Here is a 25,900-nt window from a genome sequence, read left to right as displayed (position 1 = left end):
GTGGGAAGCCTGCGCCGCGATCAACAACGGCGACGAGCCGACCAGCTCCAACTACGGCGGCACCAACCAGGGCAACCGCTGGGGCACCTGGCCCGAGACCGGCACCCAGACCGCCGAGGTCCAGTGGGGCTCGGCACAGACGGTCAGCCGCGCCCAGGTCTACTTCTTCGACGACGAGCAGGGCATCGACATGCCGTCGGCGTGGAAGCTGCAGTACTGGAACGGCAGTGCGTACGTCGACGTGCCCGGCGCGAGCGCGTACACGCTGACCAAGAACGGCTACAACACCGTCACGTTCACCGGGGTCAGCACCACCCGTTTGCGGGTCTCGCTGACCGCCACCGGCACGGCCTCGCTGGGCCTGCTGGAGGTGAAGGCCTTCGCTTCCTGAGGGAAGCCGGGTTGGCCTCCGCCACGGTGTGGAGGCCAACCCGCGGCCACCAGTGCTCCGACGAAACACGGCTGGCCGATCTGCTCGATGACATGGATACATGCACATTAATGACGATCTGTTTTTGCTGGTCGAGGGACATTTTGACGCATCGAACATGCAGGAGGGTTGATGGCTACCTCGGTCCGCGGTCCTGTGGCTCCCACGACCGGCTCACTCGCGGTCCAGCTGCCCCTCAGCGTCGACGATGTCGAGATCACCGGCGGTCCGCTTGGACGCTGGCAGCGGACGAGCCGGACGGCAAGTATCCCGCTGGGTCTGGCGCAGGTGGAGCAAGCGGGCAGCGTGCCCAACCTGCGCCTGGCGGCGGGCGAGGGGCAGGGCGACTTCCGGGGCTACCGGTTCCAGGATTCCGACCTATACAAGCAGCTCGAAGCCGTGGCTTGGGAGCAGATCAGGAAACCCGACGGAGACTACGGGGCGTTCCTGGCGGGCTCAGCCGAGCTGCTCGCCCGCGCGCAGCGGCCGGACGGCTACCTCAACTCGCATTACCAGCTGGTCAAGCCGGACCTTGTCTACGCCGAACTGGAGACCAGCCATGAAATGTACTGCGCGGGCCACCTTCTGCAAGCGGCGGTGGCCGCGGCGCGTGCGGGCTGCGCGCCACGGCTGCTGGAGGTCGCTCGGCGGTTCGCCGACCACCTGGTCTCAGTCTTCCTGGCCGGCGGGAACGACGGCATCGACGGCCATCCCGAGGTGGAGACCGCCCTGGTCGAGCTCTACCGGCTCACGGGGGAGCGGTCCTACCTCGCGCTCGCGGCCAAGCTGATCGACAACCGGGGCCGGGGCCTTATCCGTGACACCGGCTTGGGTCCGCTGTACGCGCAGGACCACCTGCCTGTGCGGCAGGCGGACACGGCGGTCGGGCACGCCGTGCGGCAGCTGTACCTGGAGGCCGGGATCGTCGACGTCTACCTGGAGACCGGTGATCGGACTCTGCTGGACTGCTCGGTCCGTCGGTGGGAGGACATGGTCGCCACCAAGACCTACCTCACCGGTGGGCTCGGCTCGCGCCACGACGGCGAGGCGTTCGGGGAGCGCTACGAGCTTCCACCGGACCGGGCCTACGCCGAAAGCTGCGCCGCGATCGCCAGTATGCACTGGAACTGGAGACTGCTGCTGGCCACCGGCGACGGGCGTTACGCCGACCTGTTCGAGCGGACGCTGTACAACGCCTTTGCCGCCTCGACGTCGGCCGACGGGCTGCGGTTCTTCTACGTCAACCCGCTGCAGCGACGAGCCGACCACGCCACGGACCGCTATGACGGCCGACGCCGCGAATGGTTCGAGTGCGCCTGCTGCCCCCCGAACATCATGCGGACGGTCGCCTCGCTCGGTCACTACGTCGCCGGCCAAACCGACGACGGTCTTCATGTGCACCAGTATGTGCCCGGCACCATCCGCTCGGCACAGGTCGACCTCACGCTCGCCACCGACTATCCATGGGACGGCCGAGTCGGTATCACCGTCGACCGGGCACCCGGCAAGTGGCAGCTTCACCTGCGTATCCCCGCATGGAGCCGGTCGACGACCGTCACCGTCGACGGCGAGCCGGTGCCCGCCGACCCGGACGAGCGCGGCTACGTGGTGCTGGACAGCCCTCGCCGACTCGTCGAACTGGTTCTGGACATGTCGCCGCGGCTGGTTCGCCCGCACCCGCGGGTGGATGCGATCCGCGGCTGCGCCGCGGTCGAGCGCGGTCCACTGGTCTATTGCTTCGAGCAGGCCGACCAGCCGACCGACCTCGATGAACTGGTCCTGGCGGCCGGAACCGAACTGCGGATACGCCGCACCGACGACCTGCCCGGCGTCGGCTCGACAGTGCTGATCGAGGCCGACGCGTATTCGGTCCACCAGCCGTACAGCGGCCTGCCGTACGGCTCCCTCCCGCATCCAGACCGCACCCCGGCCATCGCGACAGCCGTCCCGTACTACCAGTGGGACAACCGCGACGGTGGCGCGATGCGCGTCTGGCTGCCCGTCTCATGAAGGAGATCGCCATGCGAAGACGCCAACTGCTGGCCCTCGGCGGCCTGACTGCGTTCGCCGCTGCCTGTGGCGACGGGGAATCCTCCGCCGACGAGGTGCAACTGCAGTTCATGTACTGGGGTTCGACCTTCGAGCAGAAGGCCGTGGAGAAGATGCTCCAGGCCTACGAGAAGGCCAACTCGGGTACGAAGGTCAAACCGCTGTTCACCCCGGACGAATACGACGTCAAGCTCAACACCCTGGTCGCCAGCGGCAGCGTGCCCGACGTCGGCTACATCCCGATGGCGATGTCATACCGCCTCGCCGAGCAGGGCAAGCTCGTCAACCTCCACCCATACCTCGACAAGTACCCGCAGCTCAAAGGCTACCTGTCGGATGCGTACCTGTGGTACGGCAAGGACCAGCTGCACGGCGTGGCGACCGCCAACGAGATCGAGCTGCTCTGGTACAGCAAGTCCGCCATCGCGGCCGCCGGGATCGCCGCCCCTCCGGCGCTGGCCGCCAGTGCGTGGACGTGGGACGACCTGGTGCAGAACGCGTACAAGCTCACCATCGACCAGAATGGCAGACACCCCGACGAGTCCGGTTTCGACCCCAAACAGGTCAGGCAGTTCGGGATCTCCAGCAGCATCACCTACGCCGCGGCCTGGTACGGGTTCCTGCGCAGCAACGGCGCTGACTTCGCCGACACCGCCGGCACCAAGTGCCTGCTGGACGCGCCCGAGGCGATCGAGGTGTTCCAGAACCTGCAGGACCTCATCTACAAGCACCGGGTCGCACCGGGTCCGGGCCAGCTCGCCGCGACCGGCGACGACGTTCCCGGCACGAACATCCTGCTCAAGACCAAGCGGGTGGCGATGGTCGTCGACGGCCACTGGAGCCTGCTCGACATGAACGAGAGCAAGACCGACTACGGCATCGGTGTGCTGCCCAAGTACGACACGCCTTTCACCACCAGCCAGGTCGCCGGCGCCTCCGGCGTGTTCGCGGGCAGTAAGCACGTCGAGGAGGCGATCGAGCTGTTCGCCTTCCACATCGACCCGCAGCACGTCGACCTGTACCAGCAGGGTCTCTGGATGCCGCAGGAGCGCAAGTACTACGAGGACCAGGCCGCGATCGATTCCTGGACGAAGAACGACTCCCACCCGCCGGAGTTCCGTACGGCGGTGGTCGACTACGCCCGCGACCACGGCGTGGCGGACCTGCGCGGCCGGCTGAAGAACCTGTCGGCGATCAACAGCGATGTGCTGACCCCGGCACTGCAGGAGATCGAGACCGGCAAACGGTCGGCGGCCGAGGTGCTCAAGGAGGCGGCGCCGAAGATCTCCGCCAAGATGCAGGGCTGGCATCACCGGCAGGAGATCTGAGGCTATGGCAGCTCTGTCCGGCCAGCGGCGCCTGGAACGGCGCTGGGGCTATTTCATGGCCGTGCCGGCCGTCCTCGGTTTCGTGATCTTCACCGCCGGGCCGATGGTCGCCTCGTTCGTGTTCAGCCTCACGGACTGGCAGATCGGCGGCACCCCCGCATTCGTGGGAGTCGACAACTACACCGCGCTGGCCGACGACGAGCTGTTCTGGAAGTCCCTGACCGCCACGACCTACTACACCCTCGGCGCGGTCCCGCTCGCGCTGATCATCGCATTCGCCGTGGCGATGCTGCTCAACCAGCGGGTGCGGGGCCTGCCTGTCTGGCGCACCATCTTCTACCTGCCCACGCTCGTGCCGGCGATCGCCAACGTGGTCCTCTGGATCTGGATCTTCAACCCGGACTTCGGGCTGCTCAACTCGCTGCTGCGTCAGGGCGGGCTGCCGACCGGCATGTGGATCTACGACGAGGCCATGGCGGTGCCGTCGCTGATCATCATGAGCACCTGGGGCTTCGGCAACACGATGGTGATCTTCCTGGCCGGGTTGCAGGGCGTGCCGCAGCACCTCTACGAAGCGGTGTCGGTCGACGGGGGAGGCCCGTGGCACCGGTTCCGGCACGTCACGGTGCCGATGATGACTCCGACGATCTTCTACACCCTCGTTGTCGGCGTCATCGGCACCTTCCAGGTGTTCAGCCAGGCCTACGTGATGACCGAAGGAGGTCCCAACAACGCCACCCTCTTCTACGTCTACTACCTGTTCCGGGTCGCGTTCCGGGAGAGCGAGATGGGTTACGCCAGCGCGCTGGCGTGGGTGCTCTTCATGATCATCATGCTGGTCACCTTCCTGCTGTTCCGCAACGCCCGCCGCTGGGTCTACTACGAGATGGCCGGTGCGCGGTGAAGAAGCGAAATCTCCTGCTGTACCTCGCTCTGATCGCCGGGGCCGTGCCGACCCTGCTGCCCTTCGTATGGCTCATCCGCAGTGCCCTGATGCAGGACTCGCAGATGTTCATCGCGCCGCCGCAGTGGATCCCGGAGCCGTTCCAGTGGTCGAACTTCACCGAGGCGCTCACCGCGCAGCCCTTCGGCCGCTACTTCGTCAACACCGTCGTCATCGCCGTCATCAACGTCCTGGGTACCGTGCTGACCTGCTCGGTGGCCGCGTTCAGCTTCTCCCGGCTGCGCTGGCGCGGACGCAACGTGGTCTTCGCGGTGCTGCTCAGCAGCGTGATGCTGCCCTACGCCGTGACACTCATCCCGACCTTCGTCATGTGGCAGGAACTGGGCGCGCTCAACAGCATCATCCCGCTGACATTGCCCAGCTGGTTCGCCGGAGCGGGCGGCGGTGTCTTCAACGTGTTCCTGCTACGCCAGTTCTTCCTCACCATCCCGTTCGAGCTCGACGAGGCCGCCTACATCGACGGCGCGTCTCCCTGGCGGGTCTTCTGGCTGATCGTCATGCCGCTGTCGAAGCCCGCGATCATCGTGGTCACCATCTTCACCTTCATCGGCGTCTGGAACGACTTCCTCGGGCCCCTGCTCTACCTCAACGACGAGGAGAAGTACACGCTCTCGCTCGGCCTGGCCTCGTTCCAGAGCATCTACATCACCCAGTGGGGCTACCTGATGGCCGCGTCCGCCGCCGTCATCGCCCCGATCATCGCGCTGTTCTTCTTCCTGCAGCGCTACTTCATCGAAGGGGTCACCCTCACCGGCATCAAGAACTGAGGTATCCACCATGAAACGCCTCGTCCCACCCGCGGTGCTCGCGCTGCTCGCATCCCTGCTGATCGCCACCCCGTCGCAGGCCGCCGCGGGACCGGCCACGGTCGTCGACCGATTCGGCCGCACCGTCAACACCTACGGCGTCAAGCTCGTCGACTGGGAAGGCTACCTGGCCAACCCCTATGTCGAGCTGACCGTGCGGCCGCCGTCGGCCGGCCCGTTCCCGGTGACCATCGATCTCAAGGCCGAGGGCACCTCCCGGCTGATGATGGACCTGCCCAGCCAGCTGACCGCCACCGGCGCGACCAAGCAGCTGACCTTCGCCAACGCCTCCGAGCAGAAGACCTTCAAGCTCGCGATCCACTCCAAGCGCGGACCTGGCCAGGACGAGCTGTACACGCTGCGGCTCAACATCCGCGCGGCCGACAACTCCACCTACGCCCAGACCATGCCGATCCGGGTGCAGCAGGACCAGAAGACCGCGCTCGAACCGACGATCCCGATCGTGTTCGACTACCGCTACGACAACATCACCGGCTACTTCAACAACGCGGCGTTCCGCACCGCGGCCGAAGAGGGGGTGAAGGACTGGTTCCGGTTCTTCAACCTGCAGCCGTTCGACACCGTCGCTTCCGGGGCGGAGCCCAACCACCTGCCCGGCAACGACTGGCAGAACACGATCAACGTCACCAACAACGCCGCCTACAACGGCATGTGGGTGTACTTCCGCGGCATCCAGACCCCGTACTCCACCGGCTATCCCGCCAACAACGGCCGCTACCACACCCGCAACGGCCAGCAGGTCGCCGGGCCGATCCACCGCTCCACCGCGATGATCTTCGAGTACGACGAGGCCGGCAAGCAGCTGTTCACCTCGCTGGCCGACGAGGACTGGTACAAGACCGAGATCGCCGGTTCGGTGCTCGACGTGCACGGCCTGGTCATGCACGAGTACGGCCACGCCGTCGCGTTCCACAGCGACTGGGCAGGCATGCGCAACTTCGTCAACACCGCCGGCGCCAACGACGCGGAGGTCACTGCCTACCAAGGCCGGACGGTGCCGCTGGACAGCAGCTACCACATTCCCGGCACCCAGCCGTACTGGGACCGGCTCAGCGGCCAGAGCGGCGGCTGGAACCACCTGTTCCCGACCCGCCGGTGGATGCTCACCAAGCTGGCACTGCTGGTCGCCGAGAACGCCGGCTGGCCGGTCAACCGCAACCTCACGCCGTTCCTGGCGCCGTCGATCACGACCACCAGCCTGCCCAACGCCCCGACCGGCCAGGCCTACCAGCAGACCCTCGCGGCCAAGGGCGGCGTGCCGTTCTACGACTGGCGGGTCACCAGCGGCTCGCTGCCGCCCGGTCTGACCCTCGACCGGTTCACCGGCGCGATCACCGGCACCCCGACCGCGGCCGGCACGTACTCGTTCAACGTGGAGTTGCGTGACTACGACGCCTTCAGCGCCCCGGTGAACCGGACGTTCCAGCTCACCGTCGGCGGCGGTGGCGGTGGCGGTGGCGGCGGCAACCTTGCGCTGCAGGCGACCCCGTCGTGCTCGTTCACCTCGTCTTGGGAGAGCTGCGCGGCGATCAACACCGGCGGCGACCCGGCCAGCTCCAACATCGGCGCACCCAACCAGGGCAACCGCTGGGGCACCTGGCCGCAGCAGGGACAGCAGTGGGCCGAGCTGACCTGGTCGTCGGCGCAGACGATCCGCCAATCGCAGGTGTACTTCTTCGACGACGGACAGGGCATCGACCTGCCCGCCTCGTGGAAGCTGCAGTACTGGAACGGCACCGCCTACGTCGACGTGCCCGCAGCCAGCGGATACCCGGTCGCGGCCAACCAGTACAACACCGTCAACTTCACCCCGGTGAGCACCACCCGGCTGCGTGTTCTGCTGCAGAGCGCACCGAACCTGTCCGTCGGCCTGCTGGAGGTCAAGGCCTTCAGTTAGCAGCGACCGTGCAGCGTCCGGGTCTGCCCCGGACGCTGCACGGACCCGGGACGATGAACAGCCGATCCGACCTCGTCCATGCTCGCGGCCGCCTGTCCCCAGGTGGTCGGCCATCGCGTACGCACTCGAAGGCGTCGGGTTTGCACGTCGGCATCCTTGCGGCGTCCGTGTTCCACGGTACGAAAAGTTTTCGGCGGGGGCGATGTGCTGTCCTCATGTGCCAAGACGTGTGATTCGAACGCCAGCCAGCCGAATAGGTCTATCGCACTCCAGATGCGAGACGATTGCCGAAAAGGTTTTCGTCCGGCATGGTGGCAGCCATCGAGACCCGCACCCCGGGAGGGCCAGTGGCCGCGAGTCGTACACAGTGACGCGCCCGAGCGCCGACGGCACGGCCGCGCTGCGCACAGTGCCCGGCTTGCTCGCACTGCGCGCCGCCGAAGACCCCGACGCCGTCGCGCTGGCCGTCGACGGGCACGACACCCTGACCTATGACGACTGGCAGCGACGCGCAGCTGACACCGCCCGCGGCCTCACCGCACGCGGACTGCGCCCGGGTGACCGGGTCGGGCTCGTCTTCGACACCACCGAGTGGACCCGGTACGCCGTCGCGTACTGCGCGGTGCAGATCGCCGGCGGTGTCGCCGTGCCGCTGTCGGCCGCCCGCGCCCCCGACGACCTGCGCGCCGTGCTCGCCCAATGCCGCGCCAGCGGCGTCCTGCATGGCACCGCGGTCACGCTTGCCACGCCGCCGCCCTGCGTGGCGTGGACAGCCGACGACGAGGGCGGCCCCGCCGACGCCGCAGACCCGCTCCCGCTCGGCCCTGGTGACCTCGCGCAGATCCTTTACACCTCCGGCACCACCGGGCAGCCCAAAGGCGTCGGCGCGGCACACGCCAACCTGACCTCCGGTTTCGTCGCCCGCCGCGCCCTGCGCCCGTTGGCCCACTCTCGCCACGCCGTGCATGCGTTTCCGATCGGCACCAACGCCGGCCAGAACATGCTGCTCAACGCCCTCATCGCTCGACCGGCTGTGGTGGCGATGGCCCGTTTCGACGCCGCACGCTGGTGCGAGCTGATCGACACGTTGCGCGCCGGAACCGCGTTCCTCGTCCCGGCGATGGCCATCGACCTGCTGCGCTGCGGCACACTGGCCGGCGCCGACCTGTCCAGCCTGCGCCTACTCGGCTGCACCGCCGCCGCGCTGCCCGGCCCCGTCGCCGCCGCACTGGCCGCGGCCGTCCCGAACGCCACCATAGTCAACTACTACACCTCAACCGAGGCCGCACCCGCGCAGACCACGATGGTGTTCGACCCGCGCCGCCCCGCTGCCGTCGGGCGCCCCGCCGCCCCCGGCGACCTCGCCATCCGCGCCGACGACGGTTCTGCCGCCCAGCCCGGCCAGCCTGGGGCCGTCTGGTTGCGCTCGCCCACCACACCTCGGCACTACGTCGACGACCCCGAAGCCACCAAGGCCGTGTTCGCCGACGGGTGGGTGCGCATGGGCGACGTCGGCCACCTCGACGCCGACGGCTACCTGCACCTGATCGACCGGGAGAGTGACCTCGTCGTCACCGGCGCACACAAAGTCTCCTCACTTCGCGTCGAGGAGGCACTGCACACCCACCCGTCTGTCGTCGAGGCCGCCGTGGTGCCCGTCGCGCATCCTGTCCTCGGCGCGACGGTGGGCGCGGTCGTCACCGCACGCGCCCACATCGAGCCCGCCGAACTACGCGCCCACCTCGCCGACCGGCTCGCCCGCCATGAGATCCCCACCCATGTGGCCGTGGTCGACGCCCTGCCCCGCAACGAGGCCGGCAAGGTCATCAAACGCGACCTCGGAACAGTGCTGCATCCACGCGTCAAGCCAGCGGCGACCCCCTCGGCGACGCCCGGCGAGCGGCGGCTCGCCGCATTCTGGCGGGAGATTCTGCGCACCCGCGACGACGACGTCACCGCCGACTTCTTCGCCCTCGGCGGCGACTCCCTGCGCGCCGCCCAGCTCGCCACCCGCGCCGGGCAGGCCTGGCAGGTCGAGGTGACCGTCGACGACGTGTTCGCCCACCCGTCCGTGCGTGCTCTCGCGACCTGGCTCGACGAGCAGACCAACGCCGCCGGCCCGTCCACCGCCACCACCACCGCCACCACCGTCGAGCCCACCGCGATCCAGCAAGTCTGGCTGGCCGAGCGCGCCGCCGACCCGCCCCGCCACGTCGTGCCCATCCACGTCGCGCTGCGGGTGGATGAACCCTTCGACCACGACGTCTGGCACCACTGCCTGGAACAGCTCGTCGCCCGCCACGACGCGCTGCGCACCCCGGTCGGCCCCGCCGACGCCGGCCCGACCCTGCACACCGCGCGGCGCACCGCCCGCACCGTGATCCAGGCCGCCGCGGAAGCCGCCGGCTTCGTCACCGACGCCTCGACCGTGCCCGTACGCGCATTGACGCTCGACATCGCCCCGGAACGGCACGTACTCGTGCTCAGCATCGACCACCTGCGCTGCGACGGCTGGTCGCTCGGCATCCTGCTACGCGAGCTGGGCCTGCTCTACTCGGCCGCACGCCACGCCGGCGCGAACCCGCTGCGTCCGCCGGCCGCGACCGCAGGACAGGCCGCGCAGTGGGCCAGGCAGCAGTGGCCCCGCCACCGGGAGTTCTGGCAGCGTCTGCTCGGCCCCCCGATCGCCGACCCCGCACCCCTGCCCGGCCAGCACGCGCACTCCCAGGCCTACCACGGCGCTTCGCACACCTTCACCGTGCCTACGCCGACGGTCGCGGCGCTGCGCACGGTCGCCCGAACCCACCGCACCACCATGATGCGGATGACACTGGCCGTATGGGCGGCGACCCTGCGCCGTACCACCGGCTCCGCCGAACTGGCGTTCCTGTCGCCGCTGACCGGACGCATACGACCTGAATGGGAGCACGTCGTCGGCTGCCTCATCCAGCAGCCCGTGATCCGCGTCGCGCTGCACGACGACCCGACCCCCGCCCAGCTGCTGCAGCGGGTGCACCGCCAGGCCGCCGACGCCACCGAGCACCAGTTCCACCCGCTGCACGAGTTCATCGACCGCATCGCGCACCCGGCGTACTTCTTCTACGAACCCTGGGCCCGCGCAGCGCACCTGCCCGGCATGCGATCGGCCCAGCTCGACCTACCACCGGAACTCGGCCTGCGGTGGGCCGTCGCACGCGACCGCCCCGACCTCAGCCCACCCCGGCTGCGGCTGGTCGAACGCACCGGCGACGTGCTCCAGGCACAGCTGGTCTACAACCGCCACGCCCTGCCCCGGGCGGCCGTCGAATCGCTGGCCGAGGAGTTCCTGCGCACCTGCCAGCGCTTCGTCCGGATCAGCCCCGACCCGGTGCGCGCCGTCCCCGCGCCCGCTACATCCCGTCCCCGTTCCCGCAGCTGAGGTTCACCGTGCCCGCCGAATCCCTGATCACCCGCACCGACCCGGTGCCGCTCACCGACGCCCAGCACGGCATCTGGTTCGCCGAGCAGCTGGGCGACAACCGCGCCGCATACCACCTCGGGCTGGTCGTCGACCTGCACGGCGAGCTCGACGGCGCGGCCCTGGACCGCGCCGTGGTCGACGTCGTCGCCCGCCACCCAGTGCTCGCAGCCGCGCTCGACGTCCGCGACGGACAGCCGTCGCTGCGCCCGGGACGCCACCGGGTCCGCCTGGACCGCGCCGACCCGGCCGACCCCGCCGGACTCATAGCCCTACCGTTCACCCTGGACGGCTCCGCGGCGCTGACCCGGTTCACGTTGCAGCGGATCGGCCCGGCCCGGCATCGGCTCGTGCTCGCCGCCCACCACCTCGTCTGGGACGGACGGTCCAAGGACATCCTGCTGCGAGACCTGGCCCACGCGTACCGCGCCCCGGCCGATCCCGGACCCATCGCAGCGTCCGGCTACGAAGACGCCGTACGCGCCGAGCGGCAGCGGGCGAAGCAGCTGGCCGAGGCGGCCCGCGCGCACTGGTCCGAGCAGTGGAGCGCACCACTGCCGCTGCTGCTGCCCGGGGCCCGGGTGCCGGCGGGAGCATCCGGCACGGCGTCGGGCCCTGGCGGCTCCGTGGACGTGCCGGTCAGCGCCGCCGTTCACGCCGCGCTGGACGACGCCACCCGAGACGCCGGCTGCACCCGGTTCGAATTCCTGCTGGCCGCCGTGCACCTGCTGCTGCACCGCTACGGCAACGACACCGTCACCGTCGCCGTCGACGTGGGCACCCGCGACCGCGACCACGCCGACGTCGTCGGCATGTTCGTCAACGAGCTGCCGGTCACCACGTATGGTCCCGTCACCGGATCCTGCGCGGACCTGGCCGTGACCCTGCGTGCCCAGCTGCGCGCGGCGTACCCGCTGCGCGCCGTGCCGGTGGGCCGGTCCGTCCCGGTCCGCGCCGGCGCCGCCCTGGCCGCAGCGACCCTCAGCTACCGTCGCCGCGACCCTCAGCCGGTCTTCGTGGGCCTCGACACGGTGGTGGACTGGGCCCCGCACACCGGCGCCGCCCGTAGCCCGCTGCATCTGCACCTGGTCGACGCCGATGACGAACTCGTCGTCCGGCTGCGCTACGACGGCCACCACGTCGACGCCGCCACCGCGGCGGCCGTCGCCCGACAACTGGCGCACCTGCTGCCACAGCTGGTCCGTGAACCCGCAGCCCCGGCTCGCCACGCCGACACCGTCCCCGAGGCCGAGGCCGCATGGGTCCGCGACCAGCTCAGCGGCCCGCCGGCCACTGCCGAAACCACGCTGACCGAGCTGCTGCGCCGAGCCGAGCCCGGGTCCGGCGACGACAACCCCGGTGTGGTCTTCGGGCCGCACCGCCTGACTCGCAGCCAGGTCCACGACGCGACGTCGCGCCTGGCCCGCAGGCTCACCGCGCAGGGCATCGGGCCAGGCCAGGTCGTGGGCCTCTGCGCGCCTCGCGGCATCACGCAGCTGATCGGGCTGCTGGCGATCGTGCGCACCGGCGCGGCCTACCTGCCACTGGACCCGCAGCACCCCGCGCAGCGACTTCAGCTGGTCCTCGACGACACCGCACCGGCACTGGTGCTGTGCTGCTCCGCGGGACGCGAGGCGCTGCCGCCCACCTCTCTCCCGGTCCTCGTCCTCGACGAGTCCGAGCCCGGCATGCCGGTGGACGCGCTGCTGCCACCCGGCGACGACGGGCAGGCCGACAGCGGCCGGAGCGACGCACCTTCACCGGGAGACCCGGCCTACATCATCCACACCTCCGGTTCGACCGGGCGGCCCAAAGGCGTGGTGGTCCCGCACCGCGCCATCGCCAACCTGCTCCAGGCACTGGCCGCCGACCTCGGTTCCGGACCAGGCGACGTGTGGCTGGGCCTTACCTCGCCGGCCTTCGACATCTCCACGGTCGAATGCTTCCTGCCGCAGCTGACCGGCGCGTGCCTGGTTCTCGCTGACGACACCCAGGTCCGCGACGGGGCCGCGCTGCTGCGCACCATCCGCGCCACCGGCGTCACCCACGTCCAGGCCACCCCGTCCACGTGGGAACTGATCCTCGCCGCCGAACCCGCCGACCGGCAGGACCCCGCCGCGGCGCCGATCGCGGCCACCGCCCTCTGCGGTGGCGAACCGCTGACTCCCGCACTCGCCGCGCGTCTACTGCCCCGGGTCTCCCGGCTGGTCAACGTATACGGCCCCACCGAGACCACCGTCTGGTCCACGCTGGCCGACATCACCGCACCCGACCGGGTCACCATCGGCCGCCCCATCGCCGGCACCACCGCGTACGTCCTCGACCGGGACCTGCGCCCCGTCCCCGTCGGGATCACCGGGCAGCTGTGCCTGGCCGGGGTGGGCGTGGCCGACCACTACCATGATCGACCAGCGCTGACCGCGGCACGCTTCCTGCCCGATCCGTACGGCCCACCCGGCAGCCGCGTCTACCTCACCGGCGACCATGCGCTGCTGCTCGCCGACGGCACGCTGGCCTGCCTGGGCCGCGACGACCTCCAAGTCAAGATCCGCGGGCACCGCATCGAGCTGGGCGAGATCGAGGCCCGCCTGCGCGAGCACCCCGCCGTCACCGGAGCCGCGGTCGCCGTACTCGACGAACCCGCCGGGCGGCGACTGGTCGCCTATGTCACCGGACCCGCGGCCGCCGATGAGCCCTCGCTGCGTGCCCACCTGGCCGCATACCTGCCAGAACCGCTGCTCCCGGGAGTCTTCGTGCGGCTGGACATGCTGCCTACCACCCCCAACGGCAAACTCGACCGCGCCGCACTGCCCCCACCGTGCGCGGCCGTGCCACCCGGTCGCTCCAGCGCGCCCGAACCCGGCGACGACCTCACCGCCGCCATGACCGCGATCTGGTGCGAGGCGCTGGAGGTCACCGCCGCCGGACCCGACGACGACCTGTTCGATTCCGGCGGCCACTCGCTGACCGTGACCCGGATCCTGGCCCGCGTGCGCGACCGGTTCGACGTCGACCTGCCCCTGCACGTGCTGTGGGACGCCCCGACGCTGCGGGCCGTGACCGCCGCCGTACGCCAGGCGGCAGCCCGATGACGGCACCGGTGACGCTGACCCAGGAACGGATGTGGCTGCAGGACCGGCTTGCTCCCGGCGACCCGTCCTACAACATGTTCCTGGTCCGGCGACTGCGCGGCGACCTCGACTCCGACGCGCTCCAGCGTGCCGTCGACGACCTGTCCGCCCGCCACGAGCCGCTGCGCACCGTCTTCGACTGCGACGCCGCGGGCGTACTGCGACAGCACACCACCGCCCCTGCGCCGGTGCCGATCGAGCACGTCGACCTGAGCGCCGGCGACCCGGCAACGGTCGAGCAGCGCACCCACGCCGCCGTCGCCGCGCGCACCAACGAGCCGTTCGACCCGGCCACCGCGCCGCTGCTGCGGGTCGCGCTGCTGCGGCTCGCCCCGCACGACCACGTCCTGGTCCTGGTGATGCACCACCTCGTCGCCGACGGCTGGTCGCTGGACGTGCTGGCCGGCGACCTCGGCCGGCGCTACCGCGGCCACCGGCGTGGCGCCGACGAGCCGCTTCCTCCGCTGACGACCAGCCACGCCCGGTGGGCCGGCGGACAACGCGCGGCCGGGATCGACCCGACGGCGCAGGAGTTCTGGCGCGAACAGCTGGCCGGGCTCGACCCGCCGCAGCTGCCCGCAGACCTGCCCGGCGGCGGTGACAGCAGCGGCGCTTACCACACCCACCGCCTGCCCGCCGACCTCACCGCCGCCGTCGAACAACTGGCCCGCAGCGCCCGGTGCAGCCTGTTCATGACCCTGCTGACCGCCTACCAGGCCCTGCTGCACTGCTACACCGGTCAGCGCGACATCGCCGTCGGCACCTTCACCGCCGGCCGCGACCAGGTGCAGACCGAACCGCTGGTCGGCTGCTTCCTGCACACGATCGTGCTGCGCGGCGACCTGACCGGCGACCCGAGCTTCACCGATCTGCTCGCCCGCACCAGAAACACCGCGCTACGGGCCTACGCCCACCCCGCCGTCCCGTTCGAGCAGCTGCTCGCCGACGGCCCGGGCGGCCGCGACCCATCCCGGCAAGGCCTGCTGCGTACGACGTTCGTGCTGCAGAACCCGCACAGCGCCGCGTTCACGCTCGACGGGCTGACCACCGAGCCGTTCGACGACGGCTTCCGGCACAGCAAGCTCGACCTCGCGGTCGAGGCCTGGCGCGACGCCCACGGCCTCGCGGTGATCTTCGGCTACCGCGCCAGGCTGTTCAGCCCCCACGCCGTCGCCCGCCTCGGCGCCCACTTCGAGGCGCTGCTGCGCCAGGTCGTCGCCGACCCCGCGACCCGCCTGCGGGACCTGGACCCGCTGCTGCCCGCCGAGCGCGCACAGCTCACCGCATGGGCCCGCGGACCCGAACCCGAGCTGGATTCCGCCGGGCGGACCGTGGCCCACCTGATCGCCGACCGTGCCCGCACCACACCCGGTGCGGTCGCGCTGCGCCAGGGACAACACCGGCTCGGTTACGCCCAACTGCACCAGCGGGTCGCCGCGACGGCAGCGAAGCTGCGCGCCGCCGGGGTCACCGCAGGCGACGTGGTCGGCATCTGCCTGCCGCCGTCGTTCGACCTGGTCACCGCGATGCTCGCCTGCTGGCAAACGGGCGCCGCCTACCTGCCGCTCGACCCGTCCTACCCCGATGCGCGCCTGCACCACCTGGTGCGCGACAGCAACGCCACGGCCGTCGTCGCGCCCGCGGGCCTGCACCACCGCCTGCCCGCGGCCCCCACCCTGCTCGACCTGACCGAGCCCCCACCCGCGCTGTCTATCCCCGGCGCCGACGTCCCCGACCACGCGGACGGGCCGCACGACAGCGGGGCCCCGGCCGCTCGGCCGGGTGACACCGCCTACCTCATCTACACCTCCGGCTCCACCGGGCAGCCCAAAGGCGTACGCGTCAGCCACCGCGCCCTGACCGCCCGGGTGCGCTGGATGCGGGCGCACTACCGTCTCGAACCCGGCGACACGGTGCTTCAGTTCGCCGCCACCAGCTTCGACACCCACGCCGAGGAGGTGTTCCCCAGCCTGAGCGCCGGCGCGACCCTGCTGCTGCGCGAGCAGCCCGACGCGCTGCTGCCCGAGATCCTGGCCACCCCCGCCGGCGGCGACGTCACCGTCCTCGACCTGCCCACGGCGTACTGGCACGAGCTGGTCGACGGCGAGGTGGCCTGGCCGTCCGGACTGCGGCTGCTGATCCTCGGCGCCGACCAGGTCGACGCCGCCGCGCTGGCGCGCTGGCACGCCACCCACGGCGAACGGATCCGGCTGGTCAACACATACGGCCCCACCGAGACCACCATCGTCGCCACCGCACACGAACTCACCGCCGCCGACGCCGACCGCATCGTCCCGATCGGACGTCCGCTGGCCGGGGTACGGGCGTACGTGCTCGGCGGCGATCTGCGCATGCTGCCCGCCGGCGCGGTCGGCGAGCTGTACCTCGGTGGGACCGGGCTGGCCGACGGCTACCACGGGCGGGCCGGGCTCACCGCGTCGCGGTTCGTCCCGGACCCGTTCGGGCCGCCGGGGGCACGGCTCTACCGCACCGGCGACCGGGTGCGCCTGGACTCCGCAGGTGTGCTGACGTTCCTCGGCCGCGACGACGACCAGGTCAAGATCCGCGGTTTCCGGATCGAGACGGGTGAGGTGCAGGCGCACCTGCTGGACCACCCCGGGGTGACCCAGGCCGCGGTGGTGGCCCGGGAGGTCATCGCCGGCGACCGCCGCCTCGTCGCCTACGTCGTCGCTCCCGACGTCGAAGCCGCGGACCTGCGTGCACACCTGACTGAGCGGCTGCCGGCGCATCTCGTGCCCAACTGGTTCGTCGCGCTGCCCCGGCTGCCTTTGAACCGGCACGGCAAGGTCGACCGAGCCGCCCTGCCCGACCCTGCCGACCAGCGGTTGCGTGAACAGCCGCACACCCCGCCGCGCACCGACGCCGAAGAGCTGGTGGCGCAGGTCTGGCAGGACGTGCTCGGCGTGGACCGCGTCGGTGCGCACGACGACTTCTTTGCCGTCGGCGGGCACTCGCTGCTGGCAACCCGTGTCGCCGCCCGACTCACCGCGACGGTCGAGGTGCCGGTGCCGCTGCGGACGCTGTTCACCCACCGCACCCTCGCCGCGCTGGCCGCCGCGGTCGAGCAACTGATCCTGGCCGACCTGGACCGGCTCACCGACGACGAGGCCCAGGCACTGCTGGGAGGGCAGGCATGACAGCGGCCCACCAGGTCAGCGACGCAAAACAGGCGCTGCTGCAGCAACGGCTGCGCCGACGGGAACTGACGGCAGGCATCGCCCGCCGCCCCGCCTCCCCGCTGCCGCTGTCGTTCGCGCAGGAACGGCTGTGGTTTATGGAGCAGTACGCGCCCGGCACCGCCGCCTACGTCGTGCCCGTCGCCCTCGAACTACGCGGGCCCCTCGACCCCGACGCTGTCACCGCCGCGCTGACCGCCGTCGTCGCCCGGCACGAGAGCCTGCGCCTGCGGGTCCACGCCGACGAAGACGGCCGCCCGCACGCCACCACTGCCGCCCCCGCGCCTGTGCCACTGGCCGTGGTGACCGTGCCCGCCGGGCTGGACCCCGCCGGACGCGACCGGCACACCCGCGATTTGGTCACCGCGGACGCGGCCCAGCCGTTCGACCTGGCCGCCGGGCCGCTGCTACGCGCCACGCTGATCGGCCGCGGCCCCGACGACCACATCCTGCTGCTGTCCCTGCACCACATCGCCGCCGACGGCTGGTCCACCGACCTGATCATCGGCGAGTTCGCCGCCGCCTACGACACCGTGCTCGTCGGCGGCGTCCCCGACACCACCGAGCCACCGGTCCGCTACGGGGACTACGCCGCCTGGCAGCGGGCCCGGCTCACCGCCCAGGCCTGCGCGGACGACCTCGGCTACTGGCGAGACCGGCTCGCCGCACTGCCGCCGCTGGACCTGCCCACCGACCGTCCCCGCCCAGCGCGGCAGGCGTTCGCCGGTGCGGCCCACGGCTTCCACCTCGACGCCCAGCTGACCGCCGCAGCCGGCCGGCTCGCCACCACGTTGGGCGCGACACCGTACATGGTGCTGCTGGCGGCCTTCCAGGTGCTGCTGTGGCGGCACAGCGGGCAGGACGACTTCGCAGTCGGCTCGCCGGTGGCCGGACGCACCCGCCCGGAGCTCGAGAACCTGGTCGGCATGTGCGCCAACGTGCTGGCCCAGCGCGCCGACCTGACCGGCGACCCGACCTTCGCACAACTGGTCACCCGGGTCCGCGACACCGCCCTGGACGCCTACAGCCACCAGGAGCTTCCGTTCGAGCACCTGGTCAACGAGCTGAAGGTCACCCGCGACACCAGCCGCTCCCCACTGTTCCAGGTCGCGCTCGCGATGCAGAACTACACCCGCGCCCAGCGCACGCTGCACGGCGGGGTCACCATCGCCTGGTTCCCCGTCGACGCCGTCGCCACCCGCTTCGACCTCGAGTTGTACCTCTACGAGCACGACCGCGGCCTGGCCGCCTTCCTCACCTACGACACGGCCCTGTTCGACCCGGACACCGTGGCCAGGATGGCCGACCACCTGCTGACCCTGCTCGCCGCGGCCCTCGCCGAACCGCACACCCCGATCGCGGACCTGCCGCTGCTCGACGTCGCCGGGACCGAGCGGGTGCTGGCCGAGGGCCGGGGACCCCGCGTCGTGGTGCCCGACCAGACCCTGCTCGACCTGCTGCACCGGCAGGTCCACGCCACGCCGGACGACGTGGCGCTCATCGACGGCGCGGACACCGTCACCTACGCCGAACTACACGCCCGCGCCGACCGGCTGGCGCACCACCTCGTCGAACGCGGCGCCCGGCCCGGGGTGCGCGTCGCCGTCTGCGCCCCACGCGGCACGGCCCTGGTCACCGCCGTACTCGCCGTGCTCAAATCCGGCGCGGCATACGTGCCGCTCGACCCGGACTACCCCGCCCGCCGGCTGGAGTTCATGCTCGGCGACTGCGGCGCGCTGATGGTGCTCGCCACCCGCGACGCCGCGACGGCCCTTCCCGGCCACGGCCGGCTGGTGCTGCTCGACGACGACACCCCGTGGCGTGACCGGCCCGCCCACCGCCCGCCGTCGATCTGCGCACCACCGACCCGGCATACGCGATCTACACCTCCGGCTCCACCGGCCGGCCCAAGGGCGCGGTCAACTCCCACCGCGCCATCGTCAACCGCCTCGACTGGATGCAACGCACCTACCCCCTCGACCGCACCGACGCCGTACTGCACAAGACACCGACCAGCTTCGACGTCTCCGTATGGGAACTCATCTGGCCACTGACCGCAGGCGCGCGACTGGTCCTGGCCCGACCCGGCGGGCACCGCGATCCGGCCTACCTGTGCCGGCTGCTGGACCAGGCCCAGGTGACGACCGTCCACTTCGTGCCGTCAATGCTGGCGGCACTGCTCGCCCACGCCGACGACGACCCGGCCGCCCTCGACGGCGCCCGCGCGCACCTGCGCCGCATCGTGTGCAGCGGCGAGGAACTGCCCCGCCCGCTCGCGCTGCGCTGCATCCAGGCGCTGCCGTCGGCCCAGCTGCACAACCTGTACGGCCCCACCGAGGCCGCGATCGACGTCAGCGCCTGGCACTGCCACCCCGACGCCCTCGCCACCGTCGCGTCGGTGCCGATCGGCCGCCCGATCCAGAACATCGATCTGCACGTCGTCGACCGGCGCGGCCGCCCCCAGCCGGTCGGCGTGCCCGGCGAGCTGTGCATCGCCGGGGCGGGGCTCGGCGACGGCTACCTCGGCCGCCCAGGGCTGACCGCGCAACGGTTCCCGCCCGACCCGTACGGCCCGGCCGGCACACGGCTCTACCGCACCGGCGACCGGGCCGCGCTACGCCCCGACGGCACGCTGACCTACCTTGGGCGCCTCGACGACCAGGTCAAACTTCGCGGCGTTCGGATCGAGCTGGGCGAGATAGAGGCGGCGCTGCGCGAACGACCCGACGTCGCCGAGGCTGTGGTCGCGCTGCGCGAGGACAGCCCCGGCGATCAACGGCTGGTCGCGTACGCAGTGCCCGCCCCCGGCACGTCGCCGGACCCGGTCCGGCTGCGCGAACGGCTGCGCGACACACTGCCCGAGCAGCTCATCCCCGCGTCGGTCGTGCTGCTCGACCAGTTGCCGCTGAGCCCGAGCGGCAAAGTCGACCGGCGGGCCCTGCCCGCGCCCGTGCGGACCCCGGTGACCGACGGCCCCGCCCCGGCCACGCCGGCCGAGGAGCTGATCGCCGCCGTGTTCGGGCAGATCCTCGACACGACCGGCGTCGGCCGCGACGACAGCTTCTTCGACCTGGGCGGCCACTCCCTGCTGGCCGTGCAGGTCGTCGCGAAGCTGCGGCGACCCCTGGCCGAGGCGGGCTGGGCAGCGGTCAGCGTGATGGACCTGTTCCGGCTGCCGACCGTGGCCGGGCTGGCCGAGCACACGACCCGCGACACCGCCGACCACGGCCCCGCCCGCCTGCTGCACGAGCTGCGCCCGGCCCGCGCGACCGCCGGCGCGCACCTGGCCTCTGTCGTGTGCGTGCCCTACGGCGGCGGCAGCGCCGTCGTCTACCAGCCGCTGGCCGAAGCACTCGCGTCGCACCACCGGCTGTTCAGCCTCGCGCTGCCCGGCCACGACCTGGGCACCGAGGAGCAGGCCCGGCCCATGGCCGAAGTGGTGCCCGCCGTCGTCGCCGAGATCGCCGCGCATGTCCCCGGGCCCGTGATCGTCTACGGCCACTGCGGCGTCGGCAGCGCGTACGCCATGGCGATCGCGCTGGGGCTGCAGGCGGCCGGCCGGCCGCCGGCTGCCGTCTACATCGGCGCGATGTTCCCGTTCGCCCGTCCGAAGGGTCGGCTACTGGGCCTGCTGACCCGGCTTGCCGACCGCGAGCGGCTACTCGGCGACCGGGTCTTCGCCAGCTGGCTCACCGGCATGGGCGTAGACCTGTCCGGCCTGGAACCCGCCGAGGTGGGTGCAGTCATCAAAGCCATGCGCCGCGACAGCGTCGAGGCCGAAGACTTCTACACCGACCTGTTCGCCGGCACGCCGCCCCGCCTCGACGCGGCCGTGATCTCGATCGTCGGCGACCGCGACCCCGCCACCGACCTCTACCGCGAGCGCTACCGGGAATGGCACGCCTTCAGCGACCACACCGCCGTGGTCGCCCTCGACGAGGGCGGCCACTACTTCATCAACCATCGCGCCGCCGAAGTCGCCCAGATCATCACGACGATCCACCCGGCCTTGCTCGCAGGCGGCCTACAGGCCGAACCGGACCCCAATCCGTCAGCGGGCACCTGGCACGTGCGCGGCGTCTCCGCCACCACGACCGTCGACCTGAACCTGACAGACCCGACCGGCGACGAGAGCCCCACCGGCCCACACGACGAGCCCGACGGGATCGGCCCGGCCGCGCCGAAGGCGGACCAGCCCGGCAACCGACCGACCACCCCCGCCCCCAGCATGGGGCGCTTCGCGGTGGTCGCGCTCAGCCAGCTCGTCTCCATCACCGGTTCGGCGCTGACCGAGTTCGCGGTGCCGCTGTGGCTGTACACCCAGACCGGGTCGCTGGTGGGCTTCGCCCTGATGGCCACCCTCGGGCTCGTGCCGGGCCTGCTGGTCCTGCCCCTGGCAGGCGCGATCGTCGATCGCAGCGACCGCCGTCGGGTCATGCTGCTGGCCGACTGCGCGGCCGGCGGCACCCAGGCCGCCATGCTCGCCCTGCTCGCCTTCGGGCGGCTGGACACCACCGCCGTGTACATCATGATCGCACTGCTGTCGGTGGCGCTGGCGTTCCAGCGGCTGGCCTACGCCTCGGCGGTGCCGCAACTGGTCCCCAAGCGCTATCTCGGCCACGCCAACGGCCTGGTCCAGATGTCCGGCGGACTGGCGCAGCTCGTCGTGCCGGTGGTCGCCGTCGCCGCGCTGGCCTGGTTCGGCATCGCCGGGATCCTGATCGCGGACGTACTCAGCTACGCCTTCTCCATCGGGGTTCTGCTGCTGATGCGCTTCCCGGCGACGCTGGCCCACTCACGGCGCGAATCGATCGCCGCCGAGATACGGCACGGGCTGCGCTACTCGCTGGGCCGCCCCGGGCTGCGCACCATGCTGCTCTACTTCGCCGGGCTCAACGTGTTCCTGTCACCGCTGCTGCTGCTCCTGTCACCGCTGGCAATCTCGCAGGGTGACGTCGCCACGGCCGGCCACGTCGCGGTCGCGGCCGGTGGCGGTGCACTGGCCGGCGGCCTGGCGGTCGGAGTGTGGGGCGGCCCGCGCACCGACCGGATGCGCGGCATGCTCCGATGCGCCATCGCCTTGGGCGCCTGCGGCGCACTGATCGGACTACGGCCCTCGACCGCGATCATCGGCACCGGCGCCTTCGGGATGCTGTTCCTGCTCGCCGTCGTCAACGGCGTGTACGCCACCATCGTGCAAACGAAGGTGCCGCAGCGGTTCCACGGGCGGGTATTCGCACTCAACACGCTGGTCGCCTGGTCGACGATCCCGCTCGGCTTCGCGGTCATCGCCCCAGCCGCAACCGGCGCCGCGGAGCGATGGATGGCACCGGGCGGGGCGCTCGCCGACACCGTAGGCGTCCTGCTGGGCGTCGGCGAAGGACGTGGCATCGCCCTGACCTACCTGGTATTCGGGCTGTGTATCGCCGCGTTCAGCGCCGCCGCGCTGCGCCACCGGGTACTGGCCCACTTCGACCGGAACACCCCCGACGCCGAGCCCGACGACCTGGTCGGGCTCGCCGAACTACAACGGCTCACGGCCACCCCGGCCGAGCAGCACGCCGACCCGAGCGCCGGACCCGGCGCGGAGAGGACGCCATGTTCGACGACGTGACCACATTCCAGGTGGTCGTCAACGACGAGGGCCAGCACTCGATCTGGCCCGCCAACCGAGACCGGCCGGAAGGCTGGCATGCCGAGGGGTTCACCGGCCCGCGCGACCGGTGCCTGGCTCACATCGACGACGTCTGGACTGAGCTGACCCCGGTCAGTGCCCGCCGCTGACCTGAAGGCGGCGGGGGCGTCCCCTGCGGTGACCTGAGCGGGCTTGCCTGCGGCGGCGGCGAGCCCGCTCAGAATCCATCTCCGAACACTCTGTATCGCAATATCTCCGACAAGCCCCTGCTGCCGCACATCTTGTCGATGAATGTCGATATGTGCGACACTCGCCGTACCACTGAAGGTGACGGGTAGGCACGCCGTCACGCTTCCGCGGCAACGAGGCCGAGCGGGAGACCAGGCGGCGTTTTGGGCACCTCGGGTCCGGACACGACGCGCGACCGCCGCACTTACGCGGTCGCCCTTGCGATGTGAGGCCTGCATGACGTCCCAAAACAAATTCTGGCGCCGCGCCGCGCTCGCATTGTGCGTGGCGACGGCGGCGCTGCTGCCGGCGGCAATGCCGACAGTGCTGCAGCCACCAGCCTTCGCTGCCGCGAAGACGGTATTCATCCCGGAACGGTGGCGCACCACCGGCGAAGTGCCATGGGCACAGGAGCGCACCCGCGAATCCAACAACTTCATCCTCCTGTGGGGCGAGAAGTCGGGCACCAACCCCCTCAGCGCCCCGGCCGAATTCCGATTCGACCCCGCCAACGTCTTGTCGCAATTGGAGAGCCTGTACTCGTTCTACGTCAACACGATGCGGTTCACCCCGGAGACCGGGCTGCTGGCCCAGCACAAGATCATCGTTATCGTCACGAGAACATGGAACCGCACCGCGCTTGACGCCTGGGCCACTGGCGGCTCGACCGACGGCCGCGTCGGCGTCATCAACATCGCCCCGGCCGCAGCCGCCCCCGGATCATGGGGCTTGGCGCACGAGCTGGGCCACGTCTTCCAGAACTACACCTTCCTCGGCCGCTCCGGCATGGGCCTGACCCACGCATCGGCCGGAACGTTCTGGGAGGCCAGCGCCGAGTTCATGGCGATGCAGGTCTACCCCAACGGCGGCGCCGGAGACCTGACCCGCTGGCTGCGCACCGAGAACCTCACCTACTCGTCCTCGCGCCACCACTACGGCGCCTGGATGCTCGCGCAGTACATCAAGGACCGCGACGGCATCGGCATGTTCAACCGGATCTGGAACGAGGCGCGCAACACCGAACACCCGCTCGAGGTCTACCGCCGGATCACCGGCATCACCCAGGCCGAACTCAACCGGCGGATGGGCGAGTACGCACAGCGCAACGTCACCTGGGACTACTCCAACCGGGCCGCCTTCATGCCGTTCATCCAGAGCGTCTACGGCGCCGGCTTCCTCAACGCATACAAGGGCGTGCCCGTCGATGCGGTCAACGCCTCCCTGCGGCACTACCGGATCTCCGACGCCATGGCCCCCTCCGACTACGGCTATAACAAGATCCAACTGGTCCCGGACAGTGACGGTGCCTTGATCCGTCTGCACCTCAAGGGACATGCCGAGACCGGATCCAACGGCTGGACCTTCGGCTTCGTCGCGGTCCGCAACGGCGTGCCCCGCTACGGGCCGCTGACCACTTCAAACGACGGCCAGATCAGCTTCCAGACGCAGTCGGGCGAGAGCCAGGTGTTCCTCGTCGTGACGGGCACCCCGACAGCCGTGCCCAAGTACGCCTTCCTCGACGGCTGGCCGCTCCAACGGCGCTACCCGTACGAATTCCGGATCTCAGGTGCGATCCCCGACGGCCACCAGCCCGGCTACGTCAAGCCCGCCGCTGTCGGCGGCCGCTGGCACGCCAACGGCGGTGGCTGGGTTTCCAACAGCGCCAACGTCGCCGCGTCCGCGTACGTCGGGCCGCGGGCGGCGGTGTTCAGCGGCACGGTGAACAGCAACGCCCGCATCGAGGATCTGGCGTGGGTCAACGGCGGGACGGTGACCGGCAACGCCATCGTCCGCCACAACGCCATCGTCCAGGGCGGGGTGACCATCGGCGGCAGCGCCGTCATCGGCGGCGACGCCGAACCACCGGCCGGTCCGACCGGCGCCAGCTGCACCGCGGGCACCTACCTGATGTTCAACCCGAGCCGCGCCTGCAACGGCGGCGGCGCCGAGGCGGACGTCAACCCGGCCCACGGCACGTTCAGCAGCGCGGAACTTGCCATCACCGGCGGCACCGACCCGACGCCCTCGCCCTCACCGTCGACGTCCCCGAGCCCGAACCCGGGCACGAACCTCGCCCGGTCGGCCACCGCCGTCTGCTCGTTCACCTCGGCATGGGAGAGCTGCGCAGCCGTCAACAACGGCGACGAGCCCACGAGTTCCAACTTCGGCGGCGCCAACCAGGGCAACCGCTGGGGCACCTGGCCCAATCAGGGCGAGCAGTGGGCGGAGCTGCAGTGGTCCTCGGCGCAGACGGTCAGCCGCGCGCAGGTCTACCTCTTCGACGACAACGGTGGCATCGACATTCCGGCCTCGTGGCGGTTGCAGTACTGGAACGGCAGCTCCTACGTGGATGTCCCCGGAGCGAGTGCCTATCAGCGAAATGTCAATCAGTACAACACGGTGACCTTCTCCAGTGTCAGCACGACCCGGCTGCGGGTCCTGCTGCAAAGCGCCTCCGGATTCTCCGTGGGCCTACTCGAAGTGAAGGTGTTCACGTCCTGACCGCACCGCGGGTGGGCCGCGAGGCCCACCCGCGGTCTGGCGCAGAGTGACGCAGACGGCGCGGCGCGCGTCGCGGACCCCTCCCGCAGCGACCCTGCATTAGGCCGTGCAGAAGCCGGCAGCCAACCGGTTTCTGCACGGCCTCGCCGCGCGAGTCGAAATGTTTTCGGCGGGTTCCTGGCGGCCACGGCGAACCTGCGCAGCGATGTAGGCGAGCTGGTTTCGCCCCATGTCACCACCATGAAATGTGCCGTG

General features: G+C 71.0%; 12 protein-coding genes and 1 pseudogene. All 13 read left to right on the top strand.

Going from position 1 to position 25,900, the window contains the following annotated elements:
* A partial coding sequence (locus tag FLL47_RS43070) for a galactose-binding domain-containing protein (protein WP_484051823.1) occupies window positions 1-391 on the top strand: 391 nt, incomplete at its 5' end.
* A gap of 171 nt (window positions 392-562) precedes the next feature.
* Window positions 563-2,440 (top strand): glycoside hydrolase family 127 protein, encoded by a 1,878-nt coding sequence (locus tag FLL47_RS23290; protein WP_144122684.1) that lies wholly within the window; start codon window positions 563-565, stop codon window positions 2,438-2,440.
* Window positions 2,441-2,451: 11 nt separating this feature from the next.
* On the top strand, window positions 2,452-3,807 hold the full coding sequence (locus FLL47_RS23285) for an extracellular solute-binding protein (protein WP_222106150.1): 1,356 nt from the start codon (window positions 2,452-2,454) through the stop codon (window positions 3,805-3,807).
* Window positions 3,808-3,811: 4 nt separating this feature from the next.
* Entirely contained in the window at window positions 3,812-4,711 is a 900-nt protein-coding gene (locus FLL47_RS23280; RefSeq protein ID WP_144122682.1) for a carbohydrate ABC transporter permease, read from the top strand.
* The gene (locus FLL47_RS23275) at window positions 4,708-5,538 is read left to right on the top strand and encodes a carbohydrate ABC transporter permease (RefSeq protein ID WP_222106149.1); all 831 of its coding nucleotides are present in this window, start codon (window positions 4,708-4,710) and stop codon (window positions 5,536-5,538) included. The genes FLL47_RS23280 and FLL47_RS23275 overlap by 4 nt, the downstream gene beginning before the upstream one ends.
* Before the next feature lie 10 nt (window positions 5,539-5,548).
* Window positions 5,549-7,495 carry an Ig domain-containing protein gene (locus FLL47_RS23270; protein ID WP_222106148.1) on the top strand — a complete coding sequence of 649 codons (1,947 nt, stop codon included), beginning with the start codon at window positions 5,549-5,551 and terminating at the stop codon, window positions 7,493-7,495.
* Window positions 7,496-7,862: 367 nt separating this feature from the next.
* Complete coding sequence (locus FLL47_RS23260) at window positions 7,863-10,913, top strand: class I adenylate-forming enzyme family protein (RefSeq protein WP_222106147.1); 3,051 nt, start codon at window positions 7,863-7,865, stop codon at window positions 10,911-10,913.
* Between the two features lie 8 nt (window positions 10,914-10,921).
* Window positions 10,922-14,044 (top strand): non-ribosomal peptide synthetase, encoded by a 3,123-nt coding sequence (locus FLL47_RS23255; protein ID WP_186315857.1) that lies wholly within the window; start codon window positions 10,922-10,924, stop codon window positions 14,042-14,044.
* Window positions 14,041-17,241, top strand: a complete 3,201-nt coding sequence (locus FLL47_RS23250) for a non-ribosomal peptide synthetase (protein WP_144122678.1) — start codon at window positions 14,041-14,043, stop codon at window positions 17,239-17,241. The genes FLL47_RS23255 and FLL47_RS23250 overlap by 4 nt, the downstream gene beginning before the upstream one ends.
* A pseudogene (locus FLL47_RS44795) lies at window positions 17,238-18,989 on the top strand (condensation domain-containing protein); the annotation flags it as partial. The gene FLL47_RS23250 and the pseudogene FLL47_RS44795, both read left to right, overlap by 4 nt.
* Before the next feature lie 143 nt (window positions 18,990-19,132).
* On the top strand, window positions 19,133-22,894 hold the full coding sequence (locus tag FLL47_RS44790) for an amino acid adenylation domain-containing protein (protein WP_342780348.1): 3,762 nt from the start codon (window positions 19,133-19,135) through the stop codon (window positions 22,892-22,894).
* Complete coding sequence (locus FLL47_RS23240; protein WP_425457749.1) at window positions 22,891-23,064, top strand: MbtH family protein; 174 nt, start codon at window positions 22,891-22,893, stop codon at window positions 23,062-23,064. The genes FLL47_RS44790 and FLL47_RS23240 overlap by 4 nt, the downstream gene beginning before the upstream one ends.
* 316 nt (window positions 23,065-23,380) lie before the next feature.
* A complete protein-coding gene (locus FLL47_RS23235; protein ID WP_186315856.1) occupies window positions 23,381-25,645 on the top strand; it encodes a DUF6055 domain-containing protein in 2,265 nt (754 codons plus the stop codon).
* Window positions 25,646-25,900: the final 255 nt, after the last annotated feature.

The sequence above is a fragment of the Catellatospora sichuanensis genome, assembly GCF_007483665.1.
Lineage (GTDB): Bacteria > Actinomycetota > Actinomycetes > Mycobacteriales > Micromonosporaceae > Catellatospora > Catellatospora sichuanensis.
The sequence above is the reverse complement of the archived record's forward strand: the minus strand, read 5'-3'. Positions and strand labels throughout refer to the sequence as shown.

Coding starts and splice junctions, on each gene's coding strand:
- FLL47_RS23270 (WP_222106148.1), top strand. CDS start 5,549: ATGAAACGCCTCGTCCCACCCGCGGTGCTCGCGCTGCTCGCATCCCTG.
- FLL47_RS23285 (WP_222106150.1), top strand. CDS start 2,452: ATGCGAAGACGCCAACTGCTGGCCCTCGGCGGCCTGACTGCGTTCGCC.
- FLL47_RS23250 (WP_144122678.1), top strand. CDS start 14,041: ATGACGGCACCGGTGACGCTGACCCAGGAACGGATGTGGCTGCAGGAC.
- FLL47_RS23235 (WP_186315856.1), top strand. CDS start 23,381: ATGACGTCCCAAAACAAATTCTGGCGCCGCGCCGCGCTCGCATTGTGC.
- FLL47_RS23280 (WP_144122682.1), top strand. CDS start 3,812: ATGGCAGCTCTGTCCGGCCAGCGGCGCCTGGAACGGCGCTGGGGCTAT.
- FLL47_RS23290 (WP_144122684.1), top strand. CDS start 563: ATGGCTACCTCGGTCCGCGGTCCTGTGGCTCCCACGACCGGCTCACTC.